The 14,045-nt window shown below is 63.2% G+C and carries 12 protein-coding genes; 9 read left to right on the top strand and 3 right to left on the bottom strand.

What is annotated here, in order from left to right; genetic code table 11:
* Nucleotides 1-226: 226 nt before the first annotated feature.
* Nucleotides 227-763: a DUF6630 family protein gene (locus AC2ETI_RS09220; RefSeq protein ID WP_252858495.1), complete on the top strand. Its 537-nt coding sequence runs from the start codon at nucleotides 227-229 to the stop codon at nucleotides 761-763.
* A gap of 4 nt (nucleotides 764-767) precedes the next feature.
* On the opposite strand, the gene AC2ETI_RS09225 is transcribed toward AC2ETI_RS09220, so the two are convergent.
* Both AC2ETI_RS09225 and AC2ETI_RS09230 read right to left on the bottom strand, forming a co-directional pair.
* Nucleotides 768-2,210 carry a phospholipase D-like domain-containing protein gene (locus AC2ETI_RS09225; protein ID WP_069146435.1) on the bottom strand — a complete coding sequence of 481 codons (1,443 nt, stop codon included), beginning with the start codon at nucleotides 2,208-2,210 and terminating at the stop codon, nucleotides 768-770.
* Entirely contained in the window at nucleotides 2,207-3,310 is a 1,104-nt protein-coding gene (locus AC2ETI_RS09230) for an NAD(P)-binding domain-containing protein (protein ID WP_029255983.1), read from the bottom strand. Before AC2ETI_RS09230 ends, AC2ETI_RS09225 begins: the two co-directional genes overlap by 4 nt.
* Nucleotides 3,311-3,422: 112 nt before the next feature.
* Between AC2ETI_RS09230 and AC2ETI_RS09235 the strand changes: the two genes are divergently transcribed.
* The 3 genes from AC2ETI_RS09235 (at nucleotide 3,423) to AC2ETI_RS09245 (ending at nucleotide 7,913) form a co-directional block, all read left to right on the top strand.
* Complete coding sequence (locus AC2ETI_RS09235; protein WP_019744845.1) at nucleotides 3,423-4,154, top strand: enoyl-CoA hydratase; 732 nt, start codon at nucleotides 3,423-3,425, stop codon at nucleotides 4,152-4,154.
* Nucleotides 4,155-4,216: 62 nt separating this feature from the next.
* Nucleotides 4,217-5,332: an MBL fold metallo-hydrolase gene (locus AC2ETI_RS09240; protein WP_019744844.1), complete on the top strand. Its 1,116-nt coding sequence runs from the start codon at nucleotides 4,217-4,219 to the stop codon at nucleotides 5,330-5,332.
* 76 nt (nucleotides 5,333-5,408) lie between these two features.
* On the top strand, nucleotides 5,409-7,913 hold the full coding sequence (locus AC2ETI_RS09245; RefSeq protein ID WP_019744843.1) for an HAD-IC family P-type ATPase: 2,505 nt from the start codon (nucleotides 5,409-5,411) through the stop codon (nucleotides 7,911-7,913).
* Nucleotides 7,914-7,919: 6 nt separating this feature from the next.
* On the opposite strand, the gene AC2ETI_RS09250 is transcribed toward AC2ETI_RS09245, so the two are convergent.
* Nucleotides 7,920-9,062 (bottom strand): GGDEF domain-containing protein, encoded by a 1,143-nt coding sequence (locus AC2ETI_RS09250; RefSeq protein ID WP_070385551.1) that lies wholly within the window; start codon nucleotides 9,060-9,062, stop codon nucleotides 7,920-7,922.
* A 180-nt stretch (nucleotides 9,063-9,242) separates the two neighbouring features.
* Here AC2ETI_RS09250 and AC2ETI_RS09255 point away from each other — a divergent pair, with 180 nt between their 5' ends.
* The 5 genes from AC2ETI_RS09255 (at nucleotide 9,243) to AC2ETI_RS09275 (ending at nucleotide 14,022) form a co-directional block, all read left to right on the top strand.
* On the top strand, nucleotides 9,243-9,434 hold the full coding sequence (locus tag AC2ETI_RS09255) for an antitoxin (RefSeq protein WP_003940164.1): 192 nt from the start codon (nucleotides 9,243-9,245) through the stop codon (nucleotides 9,432-9,434).
* A gap of 106 nt (nucleotides 9,435-9,540) precedes the next feature.
* Nucleotides 9,541-11,184, top strand: coding sequence for a Na+/H+ antiporter (locus AC2ETI_RS09260; protein ID WP_483633811.1), 1,644 nt, complete (start codon nucleotides 9,541-9,543; stop codon nucleotides 11,182-11,184).
* 15 nt (nucleotides 11,185-11,199) lie between these two features.
* Complete coding sequence (locus AC2ETI_RS09265) at nucleotides 11,200-12,417, top strand: lipase family protein (protein ID WP_019744840.1); 1,218 nt, start codon at nucleotides 11,200-11,202, stop codon at nucleotides 12,415-12,417.
* Nucleotides 12,418-12,421: 4 nt separating this feature from the next.
* Nucleotides 12,422-12,808, top strand: a complete 387-nt coding sequence (locus AC2ETI_RS09270) for an MmcQ/YjbR family DNA-binding protein (RefSeq protein WP_019744839.1) — start codon at nucleotides 12,422-12,424, stop codon at nucleotides 12,806-12,808.
* Nucleotides 12,805-14,022, top strand: a complete 1,218-nt coding sequence (locus tag AC2ETI_RS09275) for a sensor histidine kinase (RefSeq protein ID WP_019744838.1) — start codon at nucleotides 12,805-12,807, stop codon at nucleotides 14,020-14,022. Before AC2ETI_RS09270 ends, AC2ETI_RS09275 begins: the two co-directional genes overlap by 4 nt.
* The last annotated feature ends 23 nt before the right edge of the window (nucleotides 14,023-14,045 follow it).

The raw sequence follows: 14,045 nt of genomic DNA on the forward strand, positions 1-14,045 counted from the left end.
GTTGGCTTCATGGATCGCCGACGACTATATCCGGATTGTAAGGCCAGGTGAAAGGGTAAACGGACAAGTGCGGCGAATGGGATAGCCGGGTTGTTCGATTCGGTAACTCGTCGACTCGTTGATGTGCGGCGCGCGGGAATCTCCGGAGGGATCCGCCTCAGGACCTGACATCGAGGACACGTCCGAACGAGGCGCACTCGCATGTCAGACTGTGGAAACCGCACCGATGACCGAATCGAACCTTGGAGCCATAGTGGGTGGACCTGCTCGCGACGCGTTGCGCGCGATCGCCGAACTGCTCGCCCCTGACAGCGCTGTTGTCATCGACCGGGTGACGCTCGCGATCGAGTATCCGGAACGGTATGTCGAAGTACAGAACGAGCTGTACTCACAGACGCTCGAGAAGCCGCACCCGGAATTGGCGTGGTTTGCTCTCGTCGACGCGTTGCACGACCGAAAACTCCTGGTCTGGGTGGACTGGAACGAGGACGCTGCCGAGGTTCTCGGTCAGCTACGAGCGCTCGAGTCGGCGCCGGCAGGATCGTGGGAGTGGGCGCAGAGTCTTGCCATGGCCTTCGATCGAGCTGCCGGACTCGAATCGCTTCTCGCTCGAGTCGGCGACAACATCACCGAGACGGGCGTTTCACTTGCCTGGCTCGACAGCGACAGCGATACGTTTCTCATCGCGCTCGTCCCGAGTGTTCACGGTGCAACACTCGTCGAACTCGCGCTGGCAGCCGGGCACTGCGTGCGCGTGTTCTAGAGTCTCAGCGTTTGCCGAGCAGGCGGCGCAATCCTTCGATTCGATCGCTCAGTCTGGGCGGCGTGCGCTCGGGATCCATCAGTGCATTTTCAGCGAGCACGTGGTCTTCGCCGTCGACTGTATTCCGGTCGAATTCGCGCAGACTGCGAGCGTCGGAGGTCGAGAGAGCGCGAACCGTCGACAACAGTGACTGCTCACCCAACGCGTCGTCGACTTCTTCCTCGGTGACGTCGAGGTGCTCGCTGAGTAGCCGGCGCCTCAACCCGATGATCGAGGCGCGCAACTCGACATCTGCGTCGTCGTTGGATTCGACGGCGATGTCGCACTCGGTGTCGAAGCCCATCGAACGGTTGTTGAGGTTCGACGACCCGATTCGCAGGAGGCGGTCGTCCATCACGAGGACCTTGGCATGCACGTAAATTGGTGCGCCGGAAGAGGTCACGGGATAGAACGCACCGAATCGGTCGTGGATATCGGCCGACCACAGCAAATGCAGCAGGTCGTGGCGTGCCCCGTCCATCGCCTTTTGTTCGAGCCATCCATCGGCATTGCGCGGAATGACCAGAACGATCTCCGGCCCGTCGGCCTCACGTAGACGCGCGGCAATCGCCTCGGCCAGCGTGCGTGAGGCGAGGTATTGGCTTTCGATGTACAGCGTGTGTTCTGCCCCGGCGATGGCCGCGAGATAGAGCGCCTCGATCTCGCGTACCTCTGTGCGTTCGCCGAGTTCCGGCAGCGTTCTGGCGATGGCCACGTCGACGACGCGCAAGGTGGGAGCCAAATTGACCGGCCACGGCGTCGCCGTGCTCTGGACCGGTGGGAGGTCCTCTCCGGTTGCGGATTTCCAGCGTGCCCGCGCTAATTCGCCGATGGCCGCGGCCGCATTGCCGTCGACCGCCGTGGTTGCGTCATGCCAAGGGCCGTAACGTCTCCCGCTCGGTGTGATCCGGTAGTCGTTGCGGTCGACGTGATCCGAGGTGTCCCAGCGGTCCACCGTCATGTCGATGCCGCCGCAGAACGCCAGAGCGTCGTCGATGACGATGATTTTCTGATGGTGCGCCGCACCAACCGGGTGGGCACCGTCGATCTCGAACCGAAGGCGCTCGTCGGTCAGCCAGTTGGACACGAAGACGGGAGTCATGCCGCGCCCAATTGCGGTGAACGCGCCGATGTTCCATTTGAGTACGAGGATTTCGAGGTCGGGTTTCTCGCGGACCAGCCAGCGGAGGAACATTCCCAATCGGTTGGGGCCGTCGAGCGTCTGCTTGCCTGGTTCGAGTTTGATGCGCGTGTCGAAGTCCCAGCCGATCAACATGATTCGCTTCTCGGCTTGCAGCATTGCGGACTTCGCATGATGAAAGTAGTCAGCGGCGTCGACGATGCAGGCAAGATTATCCGCGGGCTCGATGCGCCAGCAGGTTTCGCCCGGAATCAGTATTCTGTTCATTCGCCGATTCCCAGGTACGCGGTCAGTTCGCGCGCCGCCGCTTGGCCGGCGCGGTTGGCTCCGATCGTCGACGACGACGGTCCGTATCCCACCAGGTGCACGCGAGGGTCGGCTTCGACCTGCGTGGCGAGGCGCCCGGTCATCGGGATTCCGCCACCCGGTCCGCGCAGGTGCAACGGCGCCAGGTGATCGAGTGAGCTACGAAAACCGGTGCACCACAAGATGACATCGGCGTCGACGACGGTACCGTCGGCCCACTTCACGCCGTTCGGAAGAATTTCGGAGAACATCGGCAGTCGATTCATCACACCACGCTCTCGCGCTGCCCGGATGGCAGGCGTCACGGGGAGGCCGGTCACCGAGACAACGGATCCCGGTGGCAGGCCGCGTCGTACACGATCTTCGACCATGGCAACCGCATCGCGGCCGATGTCCGGCGTGAACGGCTCGTCGCGGAACTCGGGTTCGCGCCGCGTCACCCAGGTAGTGGTCGTGACGCGTGAGATCTCGTCGAGCAGTTGGACGGCCGAGATACCGCCGCCGACCACCACAACATGTTTGCCTTCGAACTCCGCAGCGGTTCGATAGTCCTTCGTATGGAGTTGTCGGCCACGGAAGGACTCGGCCCCGCGATAGTGGGGGATGAAGGGGCGCTCCCAGGTTCCCGTCGCGTTGATCAAGCCTCGCGCCGCGAACACTCCCTGGTCGGTTTCGATTCGCAGTCGCTCTTCCCTCGGACACACCACCCGTGTGTGTACCGGGCGGTGGACGGGAAGTTCGAATTGCTTTTCGTACAGTTCGAAGTAATGGGGGACCGCCACCGATGCAGGCACTTGTTCGGCGTCTGTACCGGTGGTTTCCGCGAAGGACATTCCCGGGAGGTCGTGCACACCGTTGACGGTGCTCAGTGTCAGGCTCGGCCAGCGGAACTGCCACGCTCCGCCCGGACCGGACGCATGATCGAGCACCACGAACCCCGATTCGGGTTCGATTCCGAACTTGCGCAGGTAGTACGCGGCGGAGAGTCCGGCCTGTCCGGCGCCGATCACCACCACGTCAACCGGGTGTGGTTGCTGTGCGGCAAGGTCGTCTGTACTCATCGGTAATCTAACCTCCTGATGTACAGAACTTAGCTGCAGAGAAGTATGCGGACGGTAGCGGCGCCTCGGAACTCCCGTGTGTCGAGCCTTCCAGAAACGAAAGTGAGCGGACATGATCGGGTTCTCCCGTGACGGCAACGTCGTGACCATCGAGTTGCAGCGTCACGAGCGTCGTAATGCGCTCAGCGCCGAACTCTGCATCGCAATACGGGACGCGATGAACGCGGCAGTCGCCGAGCATGCGCACGTTGTCGTCATCACCGGTGAGGGATCGGCGTTCTGTGCAGGCGCGGACCTCTCCGGTGACGTCTACATGGAGGGCTTCACCGACCGCTTGTTCGAAATGCTCCGGTCGATCGACACGGCGCCCATCCCCGTCATTGCCGCTGTCAACGGTCCGGCCATCGGCGCCGGTACCCAGCTGGCCATCGCGTCGGATCTGCGCGTCGTGGCACCGACCGCTCGCTTCGGAATCCCCGCGGCCACCCTCGGAGTCTCGGTGGACAAGTGGACCATGCGTCGGCTCGCGTCGCTGGTCGGCGGCGGTCCGGCGCGTACCATTCTGCTCGGCATCGAACAGATCGGCGCCGAGGAAGCTTTCACGCGCGGTCTCGCCAACAAGCTCGGAACCCTCGACGACGCTCAGGAATGGGCGCACCGCATCGCCAATCTCGCACCGCTGTCGTTGCGGCACATGAAGATGGTTCTCAACGACGACGGCACCATGGAGGAACAGTCTCCCGAGCAACTCGACGCCCTCCACGCCGCCTGGCTCAGCGAGGACGTCCAGGAAGCCCGCGCCGCCCGCATCGAGAACCGCCCTCCCGTATTCAAGGGAAAGTAAAGCTCGTTGTAGGGAAAACAGGCACCAGGCACGCGGGACAGATAGTGGCTACGCTCGTCTGAATGAAGAAGACGACGGTTCTCGGAGTTGCGGCTGTTGCCGCGGCGACAGGGTGGGTGGCGCGAGCCGCATGGGGAATCCCGACGCAGATCGGGGCGTCGCGAAACACAGTGCAACCGTATGCGGCGATGTCCCCGCGATACCGGGACCGCCAGTTCCACAACTCGGAGCCCAGCAGCACTCTGGTTCCGGGCACCGATGCCGGGATGTTCAAGTCGATGGCTACACGGGGGTCGACGGGTCGGCCGCGTCAGCCGATTCCGTTGGCAACTCCGCTGGCGCCGTCGGTAGCGGGTGACGCGGCCGTGACGTGGTACGGCCATTCGAGTGTTCTCGTCGAGGTCGACGGTTACCGCGTTCTCGCCGATCCGGTGTGGAGCGAACGCGTATCACCCTCGGCCACAGTAGGTCCCGCACGTATGCATCCCACTCCCGTGGCCTTGGCTGATCTACCGACGGTAGATGCGATAGTCATCTCGCATGATCATTACGACCACCTCGACATGGCGACGGTCAAGATTCTGACTCGCACCCAGACCGCTCCGTTTGTCGTTCCGATCGGTATCGGGGCTCACCTGCGGCACTGGAAGGTGCCCGAGAACCGGATCGTGGAATTGGACTGGGACGAGTCGACAAAAATCGACGACCTGGTTCTCACGTGCACCGAGGCTCGTCACTTCTCCGGTCGTGGCCTCGTCCGGAACACGACGCAGTGGGCGTCGTGGGTATTCGCCGGTCCGAAGCACCGGGTGTTCTTCGGCGGAGACAGCGGATACACATCACGTTTCGAACAGTTGGGTGAAACCTATGGGCCTTTCGATCTGACGCTTCTCCCCGTGGGCGCGTACGACGTGCGCTGGCCGGACATTCACATGAATCCGGAAGAGGCAGTGCAGACACACATCGACCTCAACAAGGGCGACGGATCGCGCGGTGTCTTCGTCCCGATCCACTGGGCGACCTTCAACCTCGCGTTTCACTCGTGGTCGGAGCCGATCATTCGCCTCAACGAGTCGGCCGCAGAGGCGGGCACAACAGTGTCGGTCCCGATGCCTGGCGGCAGGATCGACGCGTTGTCACCGACACCGCCGTCGAAGTGGTGGATACCGCTGGGCTGAGCGGAGAAGTGCCGCGGACGTGGTTGCCGGTCGAGTCGAACCCTGATTAGTTGCTCCGGGTGCGTAATCTTTGACCATGGCTCACGAGCACACCAGTTCAGAAGAGACAGCAGTGGCGGTAGCGCCTGAGCGATTGCCGGACGACGTAGACGTCGCCCGCGGTCTGACCGCCGATCAGGTTGCAGCAAGGATCGCGTCGGGACAAACCAACGATGTACCGGACCGGGCGTCCCGCTCGGTCAAGGACATCATTCGCGGCAACGTCTTCACTCGCATCAACGCGATCCTGACCGTGTTGTTGGTGATCGTGCTCGCGACGGGTTCGATCATCGACGGCATGTTCGGGTTGTTGATCATCGCGAACAGCGGTATCGGCATCATCCAGGAGATCCGCGCCAAGCGCACGCTCGACGCTCTGGCCATCGTGAGTCAGGCCAAGCCCATGGTCAGGCGTGACGGCGTCGCCGTGGCAATGGCGCCCAAAGATGTTGTGCTCGATGACATTATCGAACTCGGATCCGGTGACCAGATAGTCGTCGACGGTGAGGTGGTCAGTTCTGCCGCACTCGAGGTCGACGAATCGCTGCTCACCGGTGAGGCTGATCCGGTTCACAAGGCGAGCGGCCAGCAAGTGCTGTCGGGCAGTTTCGTTGCCGCAGGCAGCGGCGCGTACCGCGCCACCAAGGTCGGTGGAGATGCATACGCGGCCAAGCTGGCCGAAGAGGCGAGCAAGTTCACCCTCGTGCATTCGGAACTGCGCAGCGGTATCGACAAGATCCTGAAATTCATCACCTATCTGATGATTCCGGCGGGAGCGCTGATCATCTTCAATCAGCTCTTCACGATCGGCTTGCCGATCCGACCCGCGCTCAACGGCATGGTGGCAGCGCTGGTTCCGATGGTTCCCGAAGGCCTTGTGCTCATGACGTCCATTGCTTTTGCGGTCGGTGTCATCCGATTGGGCAAGCGCCAGTGCCTCGTTCAGGAGTTGCCGGCGATCGAAGGCTTGGCACGTGTCGACGTGGTGTGCGCGGACAAGACCGGAACGCTGACCGAGAACGGCATGCGCCTGTCCGAGGTCGATGTCGCGCCGGGTGGATCAGGGGAGTCTGCAGTCAAGTCCGCGTTGAGCGCGATGGCTGCGTCCGACCCTCGCCCCAACGCGAGCGTTCTGGCGATTCGCGAGTCTCTCTCCGACGATTCCGGTTGGGGCGAAGCCACCGCGCTCGCGCCGTTCTCCTCGGCGAAGAAGTGGAGTGGCCAGTCGTACGGCAGTCACGGCAACTGGGTGCTCGGCGCCCCGGACGTGCTGCTCGATCCCGACTCGGAGATGGCCCGCAAGGCAGAAGAAGTGGGTTCGAGCGGGCTTCGTGTCCTCATGCTCGGCAGCAGCAACCTTCCCGTCGACGACGCCGACGCGCCGGGCACCGTCACCCCTGAGGCTCTGGTCGTACTCGAGCAGAAGGTGCGTCCGGACGCGCAGGAGACGTTGGAGTACTTCGCCAGCCAGAAGGTCGCGGTCAAGGTCATTTCCGGCGACAACGCGGTTTCCGTCGGTGCCGTTGCCGGTTCCCTCGGGCTCGAGGGTGGTGACCGTCCCATCGACGCGCGGGATCTTCCCAGCGATCAGGAAAAGCTGGCGGACACTCTCGACGGAGCAACGACGTTCGGTCGAGTACGACCGGATCAGAAGCGGGAAATGGTCGCTGCCTTGCAGTCTCGCGGACATACCGTCGCGATGACCGGTGACGGCGTCAACGACGTGCTCGCCCTCAAGGACGCCGACATCGGAGTCTCGATGGGTTCGGGCAGCCCGGCTACCCGAGCCGTGGCCCAGATCGTGCTGCTGGACAACAAGTTCGCGACGCTCCCGTACGTCGTCGCGGAAGGCCGCCGAGTGATCGGCAACATCGAGCGTGTGTCGAATCTGTTCCTGACCAAGACCGTCTACTCGGTGGTGCTCGCGTTCCTGATCGGTATCACCGGCGTCCTGTCCCAGGTCTTCGACTTCGAACCGCTGCCGTACCCGTTCCTGCCCCGCCACGTCACGATCGCGGCGTGGTTCACGATCGGTATCCCGGCCTTCATCTTGTCTCTGGCACCCAACAACGAGCGCGCGCGAACCGGTTTCGTCTCCCGCGTGATGCGTCTGGCGTTGCCGTCGGGCCTGATCATCGGCATCACTACGTTCATCTCCTACGTGTTGGCTTACCAAGGCCCGGACCAGACGGAAACCCAGAAGATCCAGGCCGGAACCAGTGCACTCATCACGTTGATCATGATCGCCGTGTGGGTCCTGGCCGTCGTTGCTCGGCCGTACGTGTGGTGGAAGCTCGTTCTGATCGGCGGATCGGTTGCCGGGTACCTCATCTTGTTCGCGCTGCCGTTCACTCGTGAGTTCTTCAAGCTGGATCCGAGCAACGTCGCTGCGACGACGCTCGCGATCACCCTCGGTGCTATCGGCGTTGTGCTCGTGGAACTCTCGTGGTGGATCAGCGCACGCCTGCACGGGGAGAAGCGGAAGATCTTCGCGACGCCCGACGACCTGCCCGGCGAGCATCACCATGCCCACAGTGAGTAAGTAGTTTCAGCGCCTGAACATCTGCACCCAGGCAATGCGATCGCCGCCGCGCTTCTTGGCCCGGTACATCGCATTGTCTGCGTGCTCGATCAGTTCGTTGACAGCCCGATCCGGTAAGTCCGTCTCGGGACAGAGGTAGACGCTGACGCCGGTACTGGCGGATACGGGATAGGGATCGGAGTCGGACGAGACCGCCGAATGTATCTCGGTGGCAACCTGTTCGATATCTCCTCGATCGACTCCGCGCAGGACGACGAACTCGTCGCCGCCGATTCGCGCCACCACTGCCTCGGGCCCGGCGGCAGCGATGAGGCGGTCAGCGACAGCGGTCAACGCGTCGTCACCTGCTACGTGACCGTGCGTGTCGTTGAGGATTTTGAACGAGTCGACGTCGATGAGCAGTGCGATCAGAGCCTGCGTTCGATCACTGCGCAGCAGATGCTGTGCCTCGTCCTGGAGTCCGCGGCGATTGAGTGTCGCGGTGAGGTAGTCCCGGTGGGCGTTGCGTGCGTCGTCGGTCAGGCGCAGCCAGACGATCTGCAGAATCCACGCGGTGGAGAAAACCACACCGGCAACCATCAGATAGAGATTCACGACCACCCAGTCGTCGTTGACCGGCTCGGACATCGCCATGGCAGCGAGCGTCGTGCAGACAGCAAGAGCCCAGCCGATGTGGGTCACGGCAACACGCGGACTGTGAACTATCGCCGCGTAGAAGCCGATCATGATGAACAGGACGCAACCCAGCGTTCCGACGAACGCTGTGCGAACCGCGAAGAAGAGCGTGACGGCGAGCCAGAGGTCGGCCCAGACGACAAAGGCCACGGATTGGCGCCAGGTGGGCCACGATTCGTTTCGCACCCAACGGCAACCGGCATACACCCCGCTGATGGTCCCGACTGCGAGGATGGACCGTGCAAGGGCGGAATCGGAACCGAAGCGGCTCAACTGCATGGTCACCGCGATCAGGGCGAAGAGAAAACACCACACCGCGACTAATTTGCGTCCGGGAACGGTCAGCCCGCGAGTGTCGAGGAATCGGGGGAGCCAGGTGTAATCGGTGCGATCCGACCACCACCGGGACAGCAGTTCACGCGTGGGGTGGGGGTCGCTCCCCGTCCCGCGCAGTCCTGCATTCAATCCGGGCACCTGTCGATGTCGATGGGTGATCAATCAGCTATTGGCGGGTTAACGCTACCTCGAGTTGCGCGCGGCTCGAACGCACGGACCTGCTTTCTGGCGTAGAGGCCGTCGACCTGTGAGAATCGAAGGGCGCGGAGGAACGATTCCGCCGAAGGATGTGCGTCAGCACCGGGAGAGGACACGGACATGGGTTTCTTGGACAACGTCAAGGGATTGGTCGAAAAGGGCCAGGAGCTCGCAGCGGAGAACTCCGACAAGGTTCACGACGCGATCGACAAGGTGGCCGACATCGCCGACGACAAGACCGGCAACAAGTACGGCGATCAGATCGACAAGGCAGCCGAGGCCGCCAAGAAGGCTGTTCCCGAAAAGCAGTAATACCGGATTCGGCCATACCGTTGCTCAGGGGCCCGTAACCGAAAAGGTTGCGGGCTTCTTTGCGTCCGCTGGGTGAACTCCCAGGGTCGGCGGGCAGAATGAACGCGTGAACTTCACCTGGATTCTGCTGGTTGTCATTGCCGCCATCGCAGTCACCGGGCTGTCCAATCGACGAAACCTGCAGGCCCCGCTGGTCCTGGTGACCGTGGGCTCGGTCGCCTCCTTCATCCCCGGTATGCCGCGGCCCGAACTGGATCCCCACGTCATTCTCGGTGTGGTCCTGCCGCCGCTTCTCTACTCGGCCGCTCTCAAGTTCTCGGTCGCGACCTTCAAACGCAACCTTGCGCCCATTCTGCGTCTCGGCGTCGGAATGGTGCTGGTGACGGCGTTCGTGGTTGCCTTCTTCGCCGAATGGATGGTTCCCGAGTTCACTATCGGCGCCGCCCTCGTGCTCGGAGCCGTGATCGCGCCGACCGACGCCGTCAGCGCGGTGGCGGTCGGTCAGAAACTCGGGCTCCCGAAACGAGTCATCGCCATCCTCACGGGCGAAGGGCTCGTCAACGACGCGACCGCGCTGACCCTCTTCACCGTCGCGGTCGCTGCCGTGACCGGAACACGAATTGCGACGGATTCGCCCCTGTTGTTCTTCGCGTACGAAGTAATCGGCGGCGTTGTCGTCGGCTTGGTGCTCGCGTTTGTCGTCAAGTTCGTTCGCGCCCGCATGTACGACTCTCCACTCGAAACCGGCTTGGGGCTGGTCCTTCCGTTCGCTGCCTACCTGGCCGCGGAAGAGTTGCACGCCTCCGGTGTTCTGGCCGTCGTGGTTGCTGGTCTGGTGATCGGACACTATTCGACGGACGCGTCGATCATGACCAGGCTGCAGGAGCGCTCGGTGTGGTCGAGCCTGGACACGCTCCTCGAGATGTTCGTCTTCGCGTACATGGGGCTGCAACTGAGCTTCGTGATCGACGATGTTGTCGCCGACGGACTTCCGGTGCTTCACGTGTTCGCGTACGGTCTGGCAGTCCTGGCCGTGGTCATCGTGATTCGGCCGGTGTGGCTGTTCCTGAGCTACTCCCGTGTGCGATTCGGTGTAACCCTGCGCCGTGATCGCGAGAATCAACTGACGTGGAAACAGAATCTGGTGGTCTCGTGGGCGGGAATGCGTGGTGTCGTCACTCTTGCTGCGGCCGGCGGTATCCCGTTTGCGCTCTCGTCCGGCGAGCCGTTCCCCGGACGCGGCGTCATTCAGGCGATCGCGTTCACCGTCGCGGTCGGGACACTGCTCATCCAGGGATCGACCTTGCCGTTCCTGATTCGTCGCCTCGACGTCGCGGATCCCTATGAACAATTGCGTACCCAGGAACAGATGGAGTTGGCACGCAACATTTCTCGCAAGGCCGGTGAGAAGGCGTTGGCAGACGCGGCTGCGCACCCTCCGTCGGGGATCGACGGAAAGGAATTGCAGGCAATCGTCGAGCGCGTACGCCGCTCGATGCAGGCGAGGCTTCAACTCCAAGAGGTCGACGAGGACGCCGATCGCGAGGCCGCCTTGTGGAATGCGGGAGCGCTCTTCGACAAATTCCGGCATCAATCCCTTCGCTCGCAACGAGTCGCACTGATCGCCGCGCGCGACGACGGAGATCTCGACGACGAGGTATTGCGTACCGTATTGGAAGGACTCGACATCGAAGAGGCCGCAGCCGAGGAACGTGTCAGGCGTCGCCGAGCAGGCAGCGCGGGCAAATAGAGGGGAACACTGCGTATGACGGTTCGGAGTTCGAGGGTTCGCGCAGGCTGGGGAGTCGTGGTGGCGAGCGCGCTCCTCGTGAGCGTCGGCTGCGGATCGGATGCCTCGCCAGATGTCTCTGTCACCGACAACGCAACCACGACGACCCCGCCGGTCGAGAGCAGCGCGCAACGCGGCGTCGTGTTCGACAGTGAACCCTTCACCAGCACAGCCGAAGTGGCGGCGTCCGGAGCGAGCGCGGTGAAAATCCTGTACGGCTCCACCTCCGGTATCGACGGCCGGGAGACCCAGGTATCGGGAACCGTGTTCACACCGCCTGGAACGCCGCCGGAGGGCGGTTGGCCGATCGTCTCCATCGGCCATGGCACGACGGGTATTTCGGACGACTGTGCGCCGTCGACCTCGCCGACCCTCTTCGGCACGATCGGCCTGGTCGCGCCGTTCCTCGACTCGGGATACGTGGTCGCTGTATCCGACTTCGAGGGCCTCGGCACTCCGGACCCGCATCCTTACCTGCAACCGGACACCGCGGCGTTCAACGTCATCGACGCGGTTCGAGCGGCGCGCAACGTCGTTCCGGACACCTCGACTCGGTGGGCAACTCTGGGGCTTTCCCAAGGCGGGCAGGCTTCCTGGGCAGCGGCCGAGGAAGCCGACACCTACGGCGACGGACTGGAATTCGTCGGTGCAGCAAACCTGTCCCCGGCAGCGGACATCTCGCCGATCATCTCGAGTGATTCCGAGGTGAATCTGTCACTGCCTCAGCAACTGCTGCTGCCCTATGTACTCGAAGGGCTGTCCCTCACCCATCCGGAGCTCGAACGAACCGACTACGTGCGCGGCGCATTCGAGCAGAACTACGACCTGCTCACCTCGTGCCTGACCTCTCGCGCGACGGAGAAGTTGGGTCTTGTCGGAAAGGTGACGCCCGCCGACACCCGGCCAGCTACCGCCGAGGACGCGGACCGAATTCACGCGTGGCTCAGCGACGTTGCTCTCCCACGCCAACGCGCGAGCGGTCCGATGTACGTAGTCGTCGGTACCAATGACAACCTCATCCGTCCGGAATGGACCGAGGCGGCCGTCGAACGTGCCTGCGCCGAGGGTGACGTCATCGAATTCCAGGCGCGACCGGGCGAAGGTCACGCGGACGGCGCCGCTGTGCCGGGAGCTGTTGCGTGGGTGAAGGATCGATTTGCAGGTGTTCCGGCACCGAATACCTGCGGGTCGTGAATCGATGACGGCGTCGGCACGAATCCGCGCTCTGGCACTGGCATTGCCAGAGGCAACCGAGCGGGTCAGCCACGGTGAATCGTCGTTTTTCGTGCGCAAAGCGCCGCAGTTCGTCACCATGGCAGATCACCACCACGACGATCGCCTCGCGATCTGGGCCGCGGCCCCACCTGGGGCGCAGGCAGATTGGGTCAGTCGCGATCCGACGAGGTTCTTCGTCCCCCCGTACGTGGGTGGCCGGGGATGGATCGGTGTGTACCTCGACGTTCCGAGTGCCGACGAGACCGAGGACGAGAAATTCTGGAACGACGTAGCCGACGTCGTCGAAGATGCGTACCGCACGGTGGCCCCGAAAACACTGATCCGGAAACTGGACGAGGATTCGCGTTGAGTCCGGCCGTGGTCGCGCTTCTCAGCGTGCTGATTCTCGCAGTGGCCGGGGCACTGACAGCGGTGTGGATGCGCACCAGACGTGAGGTGACCACCCCGACCGAGCGTGCCGTCCATGCCGCGCTCCATACGGCTTCACTTGCCGCGCGGCCACTTCGGCGTGGACTCGACAAGAATTCGGCCGCCGAGGCGGCGCCTCACCTACGCGAGCTGACCGGCGGTTCCGGTCTGGGCCTCGCAGACGCGTCGGGAAATCTGCTGGCGTGGGACGGCCGTCACGAAGCGTTGTCCGATCAATTCCACGACGCCGCCATTCGCGCGATCGAAGGCGAACGCCGGGTGCTCGTCACCCACTCGGACCTGGTGCGCGGACCGAGCGATCACCATGTGCGAGCGCTGATCGCTCAGCCCCTGCTGATCGAGGACATCGGCGTGGTCGGCGTGCTGGGAATCGTCACCAGCGAAGACCCGTGGCCGGGAATGCTCGGAGCGGTCACCGAGGTGGCTCGATACGCCTGCAGCCAGATCGAACTCGCCGACCTCGACGCGTCCAGAGCCCTGTTGGATCGCGCCGAAGTGCGTGCCCTCCGCGCGCAGATCAGTCCCCATTTCATCTACAACGCGCTCAACACGGTCGCGTCGTTCGTCCGAACCGACCCGGCGCGGGCCAGAGAACTGATCCTCGAGTTCGCGGACTTCACCCGGTATTCGTTCCGATCTGCGGGTGAGTTCACCCTGCTTGCCGACGAGCTACGCAACATCGATCGTTACCTGACCCTCGAACGCGCGCGATTCGGGGAGGCGCTGAACGTCCGCCTTCAGATCGCACCCGAAGTGCTCAACGTGGTTCTTCCGTTCCTGGCTCTCCAGCCGCTGGTCGAGAACGCGGTTCGTCACGGCATTTCGAGTAAGCCGGAGGGCGGGACCGTGAGCATCGTGGCCGCGGACGAGGGACCTGACTGCATCATCAGCGTCGAGGACGACGGTGTGGGGATGGACCCTGAACTACTGCGTTCCGGCTCACTTGACGCCATCGAGTCGGGATCGGGACGACCCAGCGCACGCGAAGCTGCTCACGTCGGTTTGGCCAACGTCGACGACAGACTTCGTGCCGCGTTCGGCAACGACTACGGACTCGTGGTGGAGACAGCGCCGGGTGCCGGTACGAAGGTCAGCATGCGTGTTCCCAAGTTCAAGCAGGGTATTCACGTCTGATTCTCGCCTTCGATGATCAGGCT

The organism is Rhodococcus sp. MurmanLake-1 (assembly GCF_056945715.1).

Coding starts and splice junctions, on each gene's coding strand:
- AC2ETI_RS09230 (WP_029255983.1), bottom strand. CDS start 3,310: ATGAGTACAGACGACCTTGCCGCACAGCAACCACACCCGGTTGACGTG.
- AC2ETI_RS09265 (WP_019744840.1), top strand. CDS start 11,200: ATGACGGTTCGGAGTTCGAGGGTTCGCGCAGGCTGGGGAGTCGTGGTG.
- AC2ETI_RS09245 (WP_019744843.1), top strand. CDS start 5,409: ATGGCTCACGAGCACACCAGTTCAGAAGAGACAGCAGTGGCGGTAGCG.
- AC2ETI_RS09240 (WP_019744844.1), top strand. CDS start 4,217: ATGAAGAAGACGACGGTTCTCGGAGTTGCGGCTGTTGCCGCGGCGACA.
- AC2ETI_RS09235 (WP_019744845.1), top strand. CDS start 3,423: ATGATCGGGTTCTCCCGTGACGGCAACGTCGTGACCATCGAGTTGCAG.
- AC2ETI_RS09220 (WP_252858495.1), top strand. CDS start 227: ATGACCGAATCGAACCTTGGAGCCATAGTGGGTGGACCTGCTCGCGAC.
- AC2ETI_RS09255 (WP_003940164.1), top strand. CDS start 9,243: ATGGGTTTCTTGGACAACGTCAAGGGATTGGTCGAAAAGGGCCAGGAG.
- AC2ETI_RS09225 (WP_069146435.1), bottom strand. CDS start 2,210: ATGAACAGAATACTGATTCCGGGCGAAACCTGCTGGCGCATCGAGCCC.
- AC2ETI_RS09270 (WP_019744839.1), top strand. CDS start 12,422: ATGACGGCGTCGGCACGAATCCGCGCTCTGGCACTGGCATTGCCAGAG.